At 60.0% G+C, this 14,576-nt stretch carries 16 protein-coding genes; 11 read left to right on the top strand and 5 right to left on the bottom strand.

Translation table 11 applies throughout. The features are described 5' to 3' along the window. The first annotated feature begins 134 nt into the window (after nucleotides 1-134). Both rpmB and rpmG read left to right on the top strand, forming a co-directional pair. Nucleotides 135-368, top strand: coding sequence for a 50S ribosomal protein L28 (gene rpmB / locus C7534_RS10815; RefSeq protein ID WP_007894701.1), 234 nt, complete (start codon nucleotides 135-137; stop codon nucleotides 366-368). An 11-nt stretch (nucleotides 369-379) separates the two neighbouring features. Beyond that, the gene (gene rpmG / locus C7534_RS10810) at nucleotides 380-535 is read left to right on the top strand and encodes a 50S ribosomal protein L33 (protein WP_007894709.1); all 156 of its coding nucleotides are present in this window, start codon (nucleotides 380-382) and stop codon (nucleotides 533-535) included. A gap of 187 nt (nucleotides 536-722) precedes the next feature. Here rpmG and C7534_RS10805 read toward each other — a convergent pair whose 3' ends face one another. Further along, entirely contained in the window at nucleotides 723-1,085 is a 363-nt protein-coding gene (locus C7534_RS10805) for a cupin domain-containing protein (RefSeq protein WP_109785739.1), read from the bottom strand. Between the two features lie 226 nt (nucleotides 1,086-1,311). Here C7534_RS10805 and C7534_RS10800 point away from each other — a divergent pair, with 226 nt between their 5' ends. Together C7534_RS10800 and C7534_RS10790 are read left to right on the top strand one after the other, a co-directional pair. Next, nucleotides 1,312-2,805, top strand: coding sequence for an aldehyde dehydrogenase (locus C7534_RS10800; protein WP_109785738.1), 1,494 nt, complete (start codon nucleotides 1,312-1,314; stop codon nucleotides 2,803-2,805). 179 nt (nucleotides 2,806-2,984) lie between these two features. Beyond that, on the top strand, nucleotides 2,985-4,130 hold the full coding sequence (locus C7534_RS10790; protein WP_046030660.1) for an MFS transporter: 1,146 nt from the start codon (nucleotides 2,985-2,987) through the stop codon (nucleotides 4,128-4,130). 25 nt (nucleotides 4,131-4,155) lie between these two features. Here C7534_RS10790 and C7534_RS10785 read toward each other — a convergent pair whose 3' ends face one another. Together C7534_RS10785 and C7534_RS10780 are read right to left on the bottom strand one after the other, a co-directional pair. Continuing rightward, entirely contained in the window at nucleotides 4,156-5,730 is a 1,575-nt protein-coding gene (locus C7534_RS10785) for a phospholipase D family protein (protein ID WP_109785736.1), read from the bottom strand. A gap of 60 nt (nucleotides 5,731-5,790) precedes the next feature. Continuing rightward, nucleotides 5,791-7,224: an aminotransferase-like domain-containing protein gene (locus C7534_RS10780; RefSeq protein WP_109785735.1), complete on the bottom strand. Its 1,434-nt coding sequence runs from the start codon at nucleotides 7,222-7,224 to the stop codon at nucleotides 5,791-5,793. Nucleotides 7,225-7,403: 179 nt separating this feature from the next. Here C7534_RS10780 and C7534_RS10775 point away from each other — a divergent pair, with 179 nt between their 5' ends. Then, entirely contained in the window at nucleotides 7,404-7,649 is a 246-nt protein-coding gene (locus C7534_RS10775; protein ID WP_109785734.1) for a DUF1127 domain-containing protein, read from the top strand. 122 nt (nucleotides 7,650-7,771) lie between these two features. Here C7534_RS10775 and C7534_RS10770 read toward each other — a convergent pair whose 3' ends face one another. Continuing rightward, nucleotides 7,772-9,085 carry an NAD(P)/FAD-dependent oxidoreductase gene (locus tag C7534_RS10770; protein ID WP_109785733.1) on the bottom strand — a complete coding sequence of 438 codons (1,314 nt, stop codon included), beginning with the start codon at nucleotides 9,083-9,085 and terminating at the stop codon, nucleotides 7,772-7,774. A 147-nt stretch (nucleotides 9,086-9,232) separates the two neighbouring features. Here C7534_RS10770 and C7534_RS10765 point away from each other — a divergent pair, with 147 nt between their 5' ends. Beyond that, nucleotides 9,233-9,586 (top strand): YkgJ family cysteine cluster protein, encoded by a 354-nt coding sequence (locus C7534_RS10765; RefSeq protein ID WP_109785732.1) that lies wholly within the window; start codon nucleotides 9,233-9,235, stop codon nucleotides 9,584-9,586. Between the two features lie 118 nt (nucleotides 9,587-9,704). On the opposite strand, the gene C7534_RS10760 is transcribed toward C7534_RS10765, so the two are convergent. Then, complete coding sequence (locus C7534_RS10760; RefSeq protein WP_003177284.1) at nucleotides 9,705-10,193, bottom strand: Lrp/AsnC ligand binding domain-containing protein; 489 nt, start codon at nucleotides 10,191-10,193, stop codon at nucleotides 9,705-9,707. 157 nt (nucleotides 10,194-10,350) lie between these two features. Here C7534_RS10760 and dadA point away from each other — a divergent pair, with 157 nt between their 5' ends. From dadA to C7534_RS10735, 5 genes are all read left to right on the top strand, one after another. Then, nucleotides 10,351-11,655 (top strand): D-amino acid dehydrogenase, encoded by a 1,305-nt coding sequence (dadA, locus tag C7534_RS10755; protein WP_109785770.1) that lies wholly within the window; start codon nucleotides 10,351-10,353, stop codon nucleotides 11,653-11,655. Beyond that, nucleotides 11,627-11,980: a RidA family protein gene (locus C7534_RS10750; RefSeq protein WP_109785731.1), complete on the top strand. Its 354-nt coding sequence runs from the start codon at nucleotides 11,627-11,629 to the stop codon at nucleotides 11,978-11,980. Before dadA ends, C7534_RS10750 begins: the two co-directional genes overlap by 29 nt. Before the next feature lie 113 nt (nucleotides 11,981-12,093). Further along, the gene (gene alr, locus C7534_RS10745; RefSeq protein WP_109785730.1) at nucleotides 12,094-13,167 is read left to right on the top strand and encodes an alanine racemase; all 1,074 of its coding nucleotides are present in this window, start codon (nucleotides 12,094-12,096) and stop codon (nucleotides 13,165-13,167) included. 128 nt (nucleotides 13,168-13,295) lie between these two features. Beyond that, nucleotides 13,296-13,844, top strand: a complete 549-nt coding sequence (locus C7534_RS10740) for a cupin domain-containing protein (RefSeq protein WP_007947433.1) — start codon at nucleotides 13,296-13,298, stop codon at nucleotides 13,842-13,844. A gap of 183 nt (nucleotides 13,845-14,027) precedes the next feature. Continuing rightward, nucleotides 14,028-14,444 (top strand): c-type cytochrome, encoded by a 417-nt coding sequence (locus C7534_RS10735; protein WP_033053381.1) that lies wholly within the window; start codon nucleotides 14,028-14,030, stop codon nucleotides 14,442-14,444. Nucleotides 14,445-14,576 lie beyond the last annotated feature (132 nt).

Below are 14,576 nucleotides of genomic sequence, written 5' to 3'. Positions count from 1 at the left end.
TAGGGGCCCGGTTCCTTCACTGTAGGTGTAGCCGGTAAGACCTCTAAAGAAACGCGGCGCCTGGCGCCAAATGACTGAGAGATTAAGCGGCCAACCCATGCCGGGTTGGGCATGTGGTTTTAGAGGGCTGAGGCATGTCGAGAGTATGTCAAGTTACCGGTAAGGGTCCGGTGACTGGGAATAACATTTCCCACGCAAACAACAAAACCCGTCGTCGTTTCCTGCCGAACCTGCAGCATCACCGCTTCTGGGTTGAAGAAGAGAAACGTTTCGTGCGTCTGCGCGTATCTGCCAAAGGCATGCGTATCATCGACAAGCGTGGCATCACTGTCGTGCTGGCCGAAATCCGCAAAGCCGGCAAGATCTAAGGGAGCTAATCATGCGTGAATTGATTCGTTTGATTTCGAGCGCCGGTACTGGTCACTTCTACACTACCGACAAGAACAAGCGTACTACCCCGGACAAAATCGAGATCAAGAAATTTGATCCGGTTGTTCGCAAGCACGTGATCTACAAAGAAGGCAAAATCAAGTAATTGATTTTTCTCTCTTACGAAAAAGGCCCGTATCGCGAGATACGGGCCTTTTTTGTGTCCTGAGTTTTGTGGGGCCTGTCAGGGCCTCATCGCGGGCAAGCCATGCTCCTACAGAAATCTGTGTCGATTACAAAACCTGTGGGACCGAGCCTGCTCGCGAAAGCGTCGGCCCAGACAATCTAAATCCTCAAGCTTTCTGTTCAAACGCCACATAAATCTTGCGGCACGGCTCCAGCACTTCCCAAGTGCCGCGGAACCCGGCAGGAATCACGAAGCGGTCACCCGCGCGCAGGGTTTTGCTGTTGCCATCGTTATCGCGCAGCACCGAAACCCCTTGAACGATTTCGCAGTACTCGTGTTCGGTGAAGTTCACCGTCCATTGCCCGACGTCGCCTTCCCAAACGCCAGCATTCAACTGCCCGCACGGGCTGTTGTAGTGGTTGTACACCGCTTGTTCCGGGTCGCCCTTGAGGATTTTCACCGGGTCCGGTCGATAGCGCTCGGGCGCTGTCGTGGCTTGGCTGAAGTCGACGACATCCTGGATATTCATTGTTGTAATTTCCCGTGATTGCCTGAAAAGCCCAAAGTCTATGTTTATTAAAATGAACATCGCAAGGCCGTTTGACGGCCTTATGTCAAATATATTGAAACTTCACCTGCCGCTGGTTTAGGGTGGGGGTTGCCTTGGGCCGAAAAGCAGGCTGGCCGGGCAGAATTCCTGACAGCGCCCGCGAAGACCGCGCAGCGTTCGTATTCAATAAGAGGAGGACACTCGAATGACCACCCTGACTCGTGCCGATTGGGAACAACGGGCTCGCGATCTGAAGATCGAAGGCCGCGCTTACATCAATGGTGAATACACCGACGCTGTCTCCGCCGAGACCTTCGAGTGCATCAGCCCGGTCGATGGCCGTCTGCTGGGCAAGATTGCCAGCTGTGACGCCGCCGACGCCCAGCGCGCGGTTGAAAACGCCCGCGCCACCTTCAATTCCGGTGTCTGGTCGCGCCTGGCGCCGACCAAACGCAAAGCCACCATGATTCGTTTCGCCGGCCTGTTGAAGCAGAATGCTGAAGAGCTGGCGCTGCTGGAAACCCTGGACATGGGCAAGCCAATCAGCGATTCCCTGTACATCGACGTTCCCGGCGCGGCGCAAGCCCTGAGCTGGAGCGGCGAAGCCATCGACAAGATTTACGACGAAGTCGCCGCCACCCCGCACGATCAGCTCGGCCTGGTGACGCGCGAGCCGGTTGGCGTTGTCGGCGCCATCGTGCCGTGGAACTTCCCGCTGATGATGGCGTGCTGGAAACTCGGCCCGGCGCTGTCGACCGGTAACTCGGTGATCCTAAAACCGTCGGAAAAATCGCCGCTGACCGCCATTCGTATCGCTGCGCTGGCCGTTGAAGCCGGTATCCCGAAAGGCGTGCTGAACGTGCTGCCAGGTTACGGTCACACCGTCGGCAAGGCCCTGGCCCTGCATAACGATGTCGACACACTGGTGTTCACCGGTTCGACCAAAATCGCCAAGCAACTGCTGATCTACTCAGGCGAGTCGAATATGAAGCGCGTCTGGCTCGAAGCCGGCGGCAAGAGCCCGAACATCGTGTTCGCCGATGCACCAAACCTGCAGGAAGCGGCCGAAGCCGCTGCCGGCGCCATCGCCTTCAACCAGGGTGAAGTCTGCACCGCCGGTTCGCGCCTGCTGGTGGAGCGTTCGATCAAGGATAAATTCCTGCCACTGGTGATCGAGGCCCTGAAAACCTGGAAGCCAGGCAACCCGCTGGACCCGGCGACCAACGTCGGCGCGCTGGTCGATACCCAGCAGATGAACACTGTGCTGTCCTATATTGAGTCGGGTCATGCCGACGGCGCCAAACTGGTGGCCGGTGGCAAGCGCACGCTCCAGGAAACCGGTGGCACTTACGTTGAGCCAACGATTTTCGACGGTGTGAGCAACGCGATGAAAATCGCCCAGGAAGAAATCTTTGGCCCGGTGTTGTCGGTCATTGCTTTCGACACTGCCGAAGAAGCCGTTGCGATTGCCAACGACACGCCATACGGCCTCGCCGCTGCGGTGTGGACCAAGGACATCTCCAAGGCTCACCTGACCGCCCGCGCACTGCGCGCCGGCAGTGTTTGGGTTAACCAGTACGACGGCGGCGACATGACCGCTCCGTTCGGTGGCTTCAAGCAGTCGGGTAACGGCCGCGACAAGTCGCTGCACGCGTTCGACAAGTACACCGAGCTGAAGGCGACCTGGATCAAGTTGTAATCAGTAGCGGGCCCCGAGACCGGGGCCCGGCACAACGAAGATCCCCTGTGGGAGCGAGCTTGCTCGCGATAGCGGTCTGACAGTCGACGTCATTGTTGAATGTGAAACCGTTATCGCGAGCAAGCTCGCTCCCACAGTGTTTTGTGTTGTACATGAAAATATCCACAGGAGCGTGGAACATGCGTTGGGCGACTTATTTCGCCGTGTTGGCGTCTGTCTTGAGTGTCGGCCTGGCCTTGGGCGTCAGCATGCCGCTGGTGTCGTTTCGCCTGGAAAGCTGGGGCTACGACTCATTCGCCATCGGCGTGATGGCGGCGATGCCGGCCATTGGCGTGTTGCTGGGGGCGAAAGTCTCCAGTCATCTGGCCGCGCGTCTGGGCACGGCCAATCTGATGCGTCTGTGCCTGTGGGCCGGGGCGTTGTCCATCGGCTTGCTCGCGCTGTTGCCGAGCTATCCGATCTGGCTGGTGTTGCGGCTGATGATCGGAGTCATTCTGACGCTGGTCTTTATTCTCGGTGAAAGCTGGATCAACCAACTCGTGGTGGAAGAGTGGCGCGGGCGGCTGGTTGCGCTGTATGGCTGCAGCTATGCCCTGAGCCAGCTTGCCGGGCCTGTGCTGCTGGGTGTTCTGGGCACTGAACACGATTACGGATTCTGGGTCGGTGTTGGCTTGCTGACGGCGGCACCGTTCCTGTTGTTGGGTCGCAGCGGCGCGCCCAGCAGCGAAGCGAGTGGCGTGACGTTCGGCGACTTGTGGGTTTTCTGTCGTGGCCTGCCGGCGATTGCCTGGGCGGTGTCGTTGTTCGCCGCGTTCGAGGCGATGATCCTGACGTTGTTGCCGGTGTACTGCCTGCGTCAAGGTTTCACCACGGAGATTGCCCTGGCGATGGTCAGTACCGTGGTGGTCGGTGATGCGTTGTTGCAGCTGCCGATTGGTGCGCTGGCGGATCGATTGTCCCGACGCACGCTGTTCACGGGCTGCGCCGTGGTCTTGCTGTTGTCGAGCCTGGCGATTCCATTGCTGATCGACACGCTGCTGATCTGGCCGTTGTGGGTGTTGTTCGGCGCCAGTGCGGGCGGCTTGTTCACCTTGTCACTGATCCTGATCGGCGAGCGTTATCGCGACGATGCGCTGGTGCGCGCCAATGCCCATATCGCGCAGCTGTGGGGGATCGGTTGCCTGGTCGGGCCATTGGCGGCGGGTGCCGGCAGCCAGTGGATCAGTGGGCATGCGTTGCCGTTGCTGATGGCGGCCGGGGCATTCGGCTTGGTGATTCTGCTGATGCGCCAGGGTGCGTTTGGCACGGTTGCCGAACCTGCCTGACTCCTACAGAGATTTTTATCGCCCGCTAGAGCATCCGCTCCAGGCCGACGGTGGTGCTCATCCATGCGTTGAACCGCCGCCACCAGCTCCCCGGTTCTTTGGTCAGGGTGTGCAACTGGCCGTCATCTTCGGTGACCCAGACCACCCGGTCATCCTCCAGTTTCGCCTCATAGCTCAACGGTGGCGCCATGCCCTGCATTGCCAAATCGCGCACATGGGTGGCCAGCTCGGGACTGTCCACCAACACGCCGACTTCGGTGTTCCACAGCACTGAGCGCGGATCGAAATTGAACGAGCCGACGAAGGACTTCTGTTGGTCGAAGACAATGGCCTTGCTGTGCAGGCTGGAGTCGGAGCCCGAGTAAGTCGGGCGTCCGAAAAAGTGTGGCCCACTGCCGCTGCCTCCGCCCGCACCCGGCTGGCGGCGCAGCTCGAACAACTTCACGCCGTGTTCCAGTAATGCCTTGCGATAGGGCGCATACCCGCCATGCACGGCCGGCACGTCCGTGGCTTCCAGTGAGTTGGTCAGCAAGCTCACGGACACACCGGCATCGGCGCGACCGGTCAGGTACACCAGGCCTGGCTGGCCGGGCACGAAGTAAGCCGAGAGCATGACCAGCTCTTTGCTGACGCCCTTCATTTCAGGTGCCAGTTGTGTCGTCAGCAATAGTTGCGGATCTGGCTCTCCATCGGCCAACACCTTGCTCGGTGCGTCCCATAACGCCTGATTCCAGGCCCAGATCAGTTCTCGGCGCCAGATGTCCAGGCGCGGGTGCGTCTTGAAGGTCATCAATTGCTGATACAGCGCATGGTTCTGCTTGCGCGATTCATCCAGCGACTCCTCCAGGCGGGTCCGGGTGTTTTGCAGGTCCTTGGCCGTCGGTTTGCTGGACAGGAATTGCTCGATCGGCTTGCTCAGCGCGCTGTTCCAGTACTGATCGAAACTGTGTCCCAGCTGTTCGGCCACCGGGCCGACGCTGAGCATGTCGATGTCGGTGAAATTCATGTTGGGCTCGGCGTCGAAGTACTCGTCGCCCAGATTGCGCCCACCCACGATCGCCATGCTGTTGTCCGCCAGCCACAGTTTGTTGTGCATGCGCCGATGTTGCAGCGACAGGTTGAACAGGCGGCCCACGGTTCGCGTCACGCCGGAGCTGCGCCCCAAATGCAACGGGTTGAACACGCGGATCTGGATTTTCGGGTGCGCCGCGAGGGTCGCGATGATTTGATCCTGGCCGTCGCTGGTGGTGTCATCGAGCAGAATGCGCACCCGCACGCCACGGTCGGCAGCCTTGAGCAGTTCTTCTACCAGCATCCGCGTGCTGATGCCGTCATGCACGATGTAGTACTGCAAATCGAGGCTGCTTTGTGCGTTGCGGATCAGTTCGGCGCGGGCGGTGAAGGCCTCGGTGCTGTCGGACAGCAGGCGGAAGCCCGAGCGACCCTGATAAGGCGCGGCCTGCGCCTGGACCGAGCGACCGAACGCCGAGTCGCTGGCCGGCAGCGCCTGGCTCGGATGGCGCTGAACGTCAACGCTGGCGCAGCCGCTGAGGAACGAGGCGAATAGCAGAAGAGCGAGCAGGGACTGTCTGACTCTCACGTAGGATCGTTCCGATTGGCGGCAGGTGTCGGCATATGGACGCTGGGTTTCCGAGAAAAGTCAGTCAGAGATGCTGTCAGTTTCCGCTAACAGTGTGATCGCCAGGGCGCCGACCTTGCGCACCGCTTCTTCGATCTGCGGTGTTGGCTTGGCAGCGTAGTTCATGCGCAGACAGTTGCGGTACTTGCCCGACGCGGAAAAGATGCTGCCGACGGCAATCTGTACGCCTTGATCATGCAGGGCGCGATTCAGTTTCAGGGTGTCGAAGCTTTCCGGCAGCTCAACCCACAGCATGAAGCTGCCTTGTGGGCGACTGGCGCGGGTGCCGGCCGGGAAGTAGCGCGTGACCCAGTCGATCATCACGTCGCGATTGCGCTGGTATTGCGTGCGCATCCGCCGCAAATGCGGTTCGAAGTGCCCCGCCTTGAGAAACTCGGCAATCGCAATCTGCGGTTGTGGCGCGGTGGAGCCAGTGCTGATGTATTTCATGTGCAGCACCCGTTCCAGGTAACGGCCGGGGGCTACCCAACCGATGCGCAATCCGGGGGCCAGGGTTTTGGAAAACGAACTGCACAGCAGGACGCGACCGTCCTCGTCGAAGGATTTGATCGTGCGTGGCCGAGGGTAGGTGTAGGCCAGTTCGCCATACACATCGTCCTCGATAATCGCCACATCGAAACGCTGTGCCAGCGTCAACAACGCACGTTTGCGCGACTCCGGCATGATGTAGCCCAGTGGGTTGTTGCAGTTGGGGGTCAACTGTATGACTTTGATCGGCCACTGTTCCAGGGCCAGTTCCAGCGCATCGAGGCTGATGCCGGTGAGTGGGTCGGTGGGAATCTCCAGGGCTTTCATGCCCAGCCCCTTCAGGGTCTGCATGGCGCCGTGAAAGCTCGGCGAGTCCACCGCCACAATGTCCCCCGGCTCGCAGATGGCCCGAATGCTGGTGGAGAGCGCTTCATGGCAGCCTGTCGTGACCACCAGATCGCTGGCGCTCAACTGGCAACCGGAGTCGAGCATCAGGCGTGCAATCTGTTCGCGCAGTTCGAGGGTGCCGTGAATGTTGTCGTAATACAGACCGGGCATGTCTTGTCGGCGGCTGATACGCGCGAGGTTGCGCAGCAGCGGTTTCATGGTCGGGGTGGTGATGTCCGGCATGCCGCGACCCAGTTGCACCACATCTTTGCGTGGCACCGCGCGGATCAGCTCCAGCACCTGGTCCCATTGCGAAATATCCACCGGTCGCTGGGCCGGGCGCCCGATGGCCGGCAGCTCCGGCAGTTCACGACCCACCGGCACGAAGTAGCCCGACTTGGGTTTCGGCGTCGCCAGGCCACTGTCTTCCAGGACGCGATAAGCCTGCTGAACAGTGCTCAGGCTGACGCCATGTTCGACACTCAACGCCCGCACCGAGGGCAGCCGGTCACCGGGGCGATAGAAGCCCTGTTCGATACGCGTGCCGAGCAACTCGGCGAGGTTGACGTAAAGGGTCATGGTGCAGTCTCGGTGTGGGTGATTCGGTTAACCAATACAGATCGGGCAAAAAACTGGGATTCAGACGCTGAATCGTAAAATCTGTATGGAATTAATACTTGTGTGTTGAATCTGTAATGCTTTTCGTCGTCCACGCATCATGAAAGCTCTGGCTACCCAAGTAAACAGGAGCAATCAAAATGAACGGCTTGAGCGATGTGCGGCTGACGTTACACAGTCAGGAACTGGCGAGAGGGCAGGAAAACGGTACACGTGAGGCGCTGATGCGCAATGCGCCGTCCGGCCTGAGTCGCTGGGGTCTGTTCTGGCATCGTCTGCACACGCGCAAGGCGTTGCTGGCGCTGACGCCGGAGCAGCTCAGGGATGTGGGGCTGTCTCCGGAGCAGGCGCGGGAGGAGGGGCTCAAGCCTTTCTGGCGGATCTGATCTGTGGTGTTCTTTCGGGCCTCATCGCGGGCAAGCCCGGCTCCTACAGTTTTGTGTCGTGCGCAGATTAACTAGGAGCCGGGCTTGCCCGCGATGGCGTCTGTGCTGGCACCGAAGACCCCTCAGGCCAACTCTTTAAGCCGATGCCAAAGCATCCCCAACGCCAACAACGGTGAACGCAAATGTTTGCCGCCAGGGAAGGTGATGTGCGGCACCTTGGCAAACAGATCGAACCCGCCGCTGTGCTGGCCACTGATCGCCTCGGCCAGCAACTGGCCGGCCAGATGCGTGGCATTTACCCCATGACCGGAATAGGCCTGGGCGTAATACACGTTGGGCTGGTCTTTAAGTCGGCCGATCTGCGGCAGCCGGTTGGCGCCGATGCCGATCATCCCGCCCCATTGATAGTCGATTTTCACCGCGCCCAGTTGCGGGAAGACGTCCAGCATCTTCGGTCGCATGTACGCCGCGATGTCTTTCGGATCACGGCCTGAATAGTGACAGGCGCCCCCAAACAGCAGGCGCCGGTCTGCCGAGAGGCGATAGTAATCGAGCGCCACCCGCTGATCGCAGACCGCCATGTTCTGCGGCAGCAGGGCGTGCGCCTGTTCTTTGCTCAAGGGTTCGGTGGCAATGATGTAGCTGCCGGCCGGCAGGACCTTGCCGCTGAGTTCAGGGTTGAGTTGGTTGAGGTAGGCGTTGCAGCCCAGTACCAGAGTCTTGGCGCGGACCGAGCCCTGGGCCGTGTGGACTTTGATTTCGGGGCCGTAATCGATGCGGGAGACCGCCGACTGTTCAAACAACAGCGCCCCCAATTGCTGGGCGGCGGCCGCTTCGCCCAGTGCCAGGTTCAGTGGGTGCAAATGCCCTGAGCCCATGTCGATCAGGCCGCCAACGTAACGGTCGGAGCCCACCACCGTGTGCATTTCATTGGCTTGCAGCAGGCGGGTTTCATAGCGGTAACCGAGGCCGCGCAGCTCTTCGGCGTCTTCGGCGAAGCCTTCGAGGTCGCGTGGCTTGTTGGCCAGGTCGCAGTAACCCCAGGTCAGGTCGCAAGGGATCTGAAAGCGTTCGACACGCTGGCGGACGATTTCCACCGCCTCAAGGCCCATGAGTTTCATCTGACGCACGCCGTCCGCACCGATCACGTTGGCGAACTGGTCCAGGCCATGGCCGACACCGCGAATCAACTGCCCGCCATTGCGTCCGCTGGCACCCCAGCCAATCTTGTGGGCTTCAAGCAGGATGACACTCAAGCCACGCTCCGCCAGTTCAAGCGCCGTGTTCAGCCCGGAAAACCCGCCGCCGACCACGCACACATCCGCTACCAGGTCACCGTTGAGCGCCGGATAGTCAGGCTGCGGCAGGCTGCTGGCGGCGTAATAAGAGGCGGTGTGCTGGTGGCCTGGGGCGGATTGCTGAGCACCGGCATTCATGGGCGTATTCCCGATTCTGGCGTTTGGAAAATTTGACGGAGCATAAGCCGGACCTTCGGATGCGGGCAACATTGGTCGGCTGCTGCTGTATGGATCGGCGCCTTTGCTTCAGAATCGCGCTCTATTTCGCTTTTGGTCACCGCTTCAATGAGCTGCAACAGTCAGAAAATACGCACACTGCGCCAGCAGATTCCGTCGTTCGAGTGTGTGCCCGGCTGCCATGACTGCTGTGGGCCGGTGACGACCTCGCCGGAAGAAATGTCCCGCCTGCCGCGCAAGACCCGCGCCGAGCAGGATGCGGCGATGGATGAACTCAATTGCGTTCACCTGGGGCCCAACGGCTGCACGGTCTATGACGAGCGACCGCTGATCTGCCGGTTGTTCGGCACCACCAAGACGCTGCCATGCCCGAATGGGCGGGCGCCAGTGGAACTGATTCATCCACGGGTGGAGAAGCAGATTCATGAGTACATGGCCAGTACCCGCCAAGTTCTCGTTTGATCGTTCCCACGCTCTGCGTGGGAATGCCTCTTCGGACGCTCTGCGTTCGGCTTTGGATGGGACGCAGAGCATCCCGGGCTGCATTCCCACGCGGAGCATGGGAACGATCAGTGGAGGGTCAATCCGGAATCGGCAGGCTCAAGCTCTCTTTCACCTCTTCCATCACGATGTAGCTCTTGGATTCGCGCACATGCGGCAACTTGAGCAGGATATCGCCCAGCAGTTTGCGGTACGAGGCCATCTCGGAAATCCGCGCCTTCACCAGATAGTCGAAATCCCCTGACACCAGGTGGCATTCCAGTACATGGGGCAATTTCAGCACTGCACGTCGGAACTCTTCGAAAGTATCGCCGGATTTGTAGTCGAGACTGATCTCGACGAACACCAGGAGACTACCCTTCAGGTGTTGCGGATTGAGCCGGGCGTTGTAGCCCATGATGATCCCTTCGCGCTCCAGACGCCGGACCCGCTCCGTACAGGGCGTGGTCGAGAGCCCGACCTTTTCCCCCAGTTCCGTGAAGGAGATACGTCCGTCCGCTTGCAGGATCCGCAAGATGTTGCGATCGATCTTGTCCAGCTCCCGTTTGGTCTGGGTGTTGGTACGCATAGGGGATGCGCCTCCGTGAAAAGGGTTTTTGCCGAGAATTGTCGCCAAATATAGCCGCTTATATAGTGAAAATCACTGGCAAATCTTTTTTACACTGCGCTCATCACTGTTTGAATACAACACACGTCAGCGGTCAGCCGCGATGAGGGATATGAAAATGCGCGTTATGGTCTTGGGTAGCGGCGTCATCGGTACCGCCAGTGCTTATTATCTGGCTCGGGCCGGGTTTGAAGTGGTGGTGGTGGACCGTCAGCCGGCCGCTGCCATGGAGACCAGTTTCGCCAACGCCGGCCAGGTTTCGCCGGGTTATGCCTCGCCGTGGGCGGCGCCGGGTGTGCCGCTCAAAGCCATCAAATGGCTGTTGCAGCGCCACGCACCGCTGGCGATCAAGGCCACTGCCGATATCGATCAGTACCTGTGGATGGCGCAGATGCTGCGCAACTGCACCGCCAGCCGTTACGCGGTGAACAAGGAGCGCATGGTCCGCCTGTCCGAGTACAGCCGTGACTGCCTCGACGAACTCCGCGCTGAAACCGGCATTGCCTATGAAGGCCGTAGCCTGGGCACGACGCAACTGTTCCGCACCCAAGCTCAACTGGATGGCGCCGCCAAAGACATCGCGGTGCTGAAAGAGTCCGGCGTACCGTTCGAACTGCTCGACCGCGCCGGCATTGCCCGCGTTGAGCCGGCGCTGGCCAGCGTCACCGACATCCTCGCCGGCGCCCTGCGCCTGCCGAACGACCAGACCGGCGACTGCCAGATCTTCACCACCCGCTTGGCCGAAATGGCGGTGAAACTGGGTGTGGAATTCCGCTTCGGCCAGGACATTCAGAAGCTCGACTACGCCGGTGATCGCATCAACGGCGTGTGGATCGACGGCAAGTTGGAAACCGCTGACCGCTACGTGCTGGCGCTCGGCAGCTACTCGCCGCAATTGCTCAAGCCGCTGGGGATCAAGGCGCCGGTGTACCCGCTCAAGGGTTACTCGCTGACCGTGCCGATCACCAACCCGGCCATGGCCCCGACCTCGACCATTCTCGACGAGACCTACAAGGTCGCGATCACCCGTTTCGACAACCGCATCCGCGTCGGCGGCATGGCGGAGATCGCCGGTTTTGACCTGTCGCTGAACCCGCGTCGGCGCGAAACCCTGGAGATGATCGTCAACGACCTTTATCCTCAGGGCGGCGATCTGGCCCAGGCCAGTTTCTGGACCGGTCTGCGTCCGACCACCCCGGACGGCACGCCGATCGTTGGCGCGACACCGTTCAAGAACCTGTTCCTGAACACCGGTCACGGCACACTCGGCTGGACCATGGCTTGTGGCTCCGGTCGCTTGCTGGCTGACCTGATGGCGAAAAGAACGCCGCAGATCAGCGCCGAAGGCCTCGATATTTCCCGTTATGGCAATAAGACCCAGGAGTCCGCAAAGCATGTCAGTCCAGCGCCAGCTCACCAATGAGCGCATGAGTCAGATCGTCAGCCACAACGGCACCGTGTATCTGGCCGGGCAAGTCGGCGATGACTTGAGCGCCGGGATTGAACAGCAGACCCGTGAGACCCTTGCCAACATCGAGCGTTTGCTCGATCTGGCCGGTACTGACAAGAACCACCTGTTGTCGGTCACGATTTACCTGAAAGACATTGATGCACACTTCGAAGGCATGAACGCGGTATGGGACCAGTGGCTGCCAAAAGGCGTCGCACCCGCGCGTGCCACGGTTGAATCGAAACTGTGTGAACCGGAGATCCTGGTTGAGCTGTCGGTTGTAGCCGCTCTGCCATAATTGATCTGAAACCAGTAGCTCAGAAAGATCCCTCTCCCGGTGCTGTTGGCGGTTGATGCTGTCAGCCAGCGCCGGTTTTTCTTCCCCAATGACCCGACCAGAAGTCTGCCGCCATGCGTCCTGCCCGTGCCCTGATCGACCTTCAAGCCCTGCGTCACAACTACCGAATCGCCCGTGAAATCACCGGGGCCAAGGCCCTCGCGGTGATCAAGGCCGATGCCTACGGCCATGGCGCAGTGCGTTGCGCCCAGGCGCTGGAAGTCGAGGCAGACGGTTTTGCCGTGGCCTGCATCGAGGAAGCGCTGGAGCTGCGTTCCGCGGGCATTCGTGCGCCGGTCCTGCTGCTGGAAGGGTTCTTCGAAGCTGACGAGTTGTCGCTGATTGTCGAGCATGATTTCTGGTGTGTGGTGCATTCGCTCTGGCAGCTTGAAGCCATCGAGAAAGCTTCGCTGAGCAAGCCGATCACCGTCTGGCTGAAGCTGGATTCGGGCATGCATCGGGTGGGCTTGCATCCAAAGGATTATCAGGCGGCCTATCAACGGCTGCTGGCCAGCGGCAAGGTGGCAAAGGTTGTATTGATGAGCCACTTCGCCCGGGCCGATGAACTGCACGAGCAGTCCAGCGCCGAGCAGGTCGCGGTATTTGAAGCCGCGCGCCAGGGTTTGTCGGCAGAGATCAGCCTGCGCAATTCGCCGGCGGTGCTGGGTTGGCCGCAGATTCCGAGCGATTGGGTGCGTCCGGGCATCATGCTGTATGGCGCGACGCCATTTGAAGAAGCCAACGCAGTCGCCTCACGCCTGCAACCGGTGATGACGCTGGAATCGAAAGTGATCAGTGTGCGTGAACTGCCGGCCGGTGAACCGATTGGTTACGGTGCGAAATTCATTACACCCAAGCCGATGCGTGTGGGGGTGGTGGCCATGGGGTATGCCGACGGCTATCCGCGTCAGGCGCCCACCGGTACGCCGGTGCTGGTGGCCGGGCAGCGCAGCCAGTTGATCGGCCGCGTGTCGATGGACATGCTCTGCATCGACCTGACCGATGTACCGCAAGCCGGTCTCGGTTCGACCGTCGAGTTGTGGGGTAAAAACATCCTCGCCAGCGACGTGGCGGCGGCCGCGGACACGATTCCTTATCAGATCTTCTGCAACCTGCGCCGGGTGCCACTGCTCTATTCCGAGGGCTGACACCCAGCGGTCCACACCGGAAGTCGCCTCGTCCCACAGGATTCAGGTCCAAGTGTTGTAAATACTGAACGCTGTCGCCATGATAACGCTCAATATTCCTACAACCTGAATCCCTGGAGGCGCAAGCATTGGACGTCGGTGAACGACTGCAATCCATCCGTAAGCTCAAAGGCCTTTCGCAGCGTGAGCTCGCCAAGCGCGCGGGTGTCACCAACAGCACGATTTCGATGATCGAGAAGAACAGCGTCAGCCCCTCGATCAGTTCGCTGCGCAAAGTACTGGGCGGGATTCCCATGTCCATGGTCGAGTTCTTTTCTGAAGAAATCCTGCAGGAAAAACCGACGCAGATCGTCTACAAAGCCAACGAACTGATCGATATTTCCGATGGCGCAGTGACCATGAAACTGGTCGGCCGTGCTCATCCGAGCCGGGCCATCGCCTTTCTGAATGAAATCTACCCGCCAGGCGCCGATACCGGTGACGAGATGCTCACCCATGAGGGCGAGGAGACCGGCATTTTGGTGGAGGGTCGGCTGGAACTGGTGGTCGGGCTTGAAACTTTTGTGCTCGAAGCCGGCGATAGCTACTACTTTGAGAGTACCAAGCCGCATCGTTTCCGTAATCCGTTCGATGCGCCGGCGCGACTAATCAGCGCAGCGACACCGGCGAATTTCTAAGTAAAGAAGGCGCCCTGCCAGTCAGGCCGAGGCACCCAGGCAGTTTTTCCGCTGCAGCATAAGACCCCTTCGACTTTGGGGTTGTTTCAGTGTGGCGGGCTTACCGCTATACTTGCGCCCGCCTGCGAACCGTGGCCGTAGGCGTGACTAGCCACCATTGAGGGTGAACGCGTGAATCTAATTATGAAAATGCTGGCTGTACCAGCAACCGTATTGGCCCTTTGGGCTGTCAGCGCTCAAGCTGCGACGAACGACGATATTGCCAAACGCCTTGAGCCAGTCGGCCAGGTTTGCGTTCAGGGCAAAGAGTGCAAGGGGATGGAAGTTGCTGCCTCTGCTGGCGGTGGTGGCGGTGCCAAAACCCCTGACGAGGTGATTGCAAAACATTGCAACGCTTGCCACGGCACTGGCCTGTTGGGCGCACCGAAAATCGGTGACGCCGCAGCGTGGGGCGAGCGTGCCAAGAAGGAAGGCGGTGTTGACGGCCTGCTCGCAAAGGCGATCTCCGGCCTCAACGCAATGCCGCCAAAAGGCACCTGCGCCGATTGCGCGGACGCCGAGCTCAAAGGCGCCATCCAGAAGATGTCCGGCCTGAAATAAGCCCACATCTTCAGCAAAAAAACCGCTTTCGAGCGGTTTTTTTGTGCCTGCGATTTGTGCCTGAGACTGTTCATTGCAGCAAAGACCCGGCAAGCTCGGTCCAACCCGAATCACGGAATGTAAGGGAGGATC

This window comes from Pseudomonas sp. OV226 (genome assembly GCF_003148705.1).
Classification (GTDB): domain Bacteria; phylum Pseudomonadota; class Gammaproteobacteria; order Pseudomonadales; family Pseudomonadaceae; genus Aquipseudomonas.
Note: the sequence above shows the minus strand (reverse complement) of the source record. Positions and strands in the feature narration are given on the sequence as shown.

Excerpts from the sequence above, each read along its gene's own strand:
- alr (WP_109785730.1), top strand. The coding sequence starts at position 12,094 with ATGCGTCCTGCCCGTGCCCTGATCGACCTTCAAGCCCTGCGTCACAAC.
- C7534_RS10805 (WP_109785739.1), bottom strand. The coding sequence starts at position 1,085 with ATGAATATCCAGGATGTCGTCGACTTCAGCCAAGCCACGACAGCGCCC.
- rpmG (WP_007894709.1), top strand. The coding sequence starts at position 380 with ATGCGTGAATTGATTCGTTTGATTTCGAGCGCCGGTACTGGTCACTTC.
- C7534_RS10735 (WP_033053381.1), top strand. The coding sequence starts at position 14,028 with ATGAAAATGCTGGCTGTACCAGCAACCGTATTGGCCCTTTGGGCTGTC.
- C7534_RS10760 (WP_003177284.1), bottom strand. The coding sequence starts at position 10,193 with ATGCGTACCAACACCCAGACCAAACGGGAGCTGGACAAGATCGATCGC.
- C7534_RS10750 (WP_109785731.1), top strand. The coding sequence starts at position 11,627 with ATGTCAGTCCAGCGCCAGCTCACCAATGAGCGCATGAGTCAGATCGTC.
- C7534_RS10765 (WP_109785732.1), top strand. The coding sequence starts at position 9,233 with ATGAGCTGCAACAGTCAGAAAATACGCACACTGCGCCAGCAGATTCCG.
- rpmB (WP_007894701.1), top strand. The coding sequence starts at position 135 with ATGTCGAGAGTATGTCAAGTTACCGGTAAGGGTCCGGTGACTGGGAAT.
- C7534_RS10780 (WP_109785735.1), bottom strand. The coding sequence starts at position 7,224 with ATGACCCTTTACGTCAACCTCGCCGAGTTGCTCGGCACGCGTATCGAA.
- C7534_RS10775 (WP_109785734.1), top strand. The coding sequence starts at position 7,404 with ATGAACGGCTTGAGCGATGTGCGGCTGACGTTACACAGTCAGGAACTG.
- C7534_RS10770 (WP_109785733.1), bottom strand. The coding sequence starts at position 9,085 with ATGAATGCCGGTGCTCAGCAATCCGCCCCAGGCCACCAGCACACCGCC.
- dadA (WP_109785770.1), top strand. The coding sequence starts at position 10,351 with ATGCGCGTTATGGTCTTGGGTAGCGGCGTCATCGGTACCGCCAGTGCT.
- C7534_RS10800 (WP_109785738.1), top strand. The coding sequence starts at position 1,312 with ATGACCACCCTGACTCGTGCCGATTGGGAACAACGGGCTCGCGATCTG.
- C7534_RS10790 (WP_046030660.1), top strand. The coding sequence starts at position 2,985 with ATGCGTTGGGCGACTTATTTCGCCGTGTTGGCGTCTGTCTTGAGTGTC.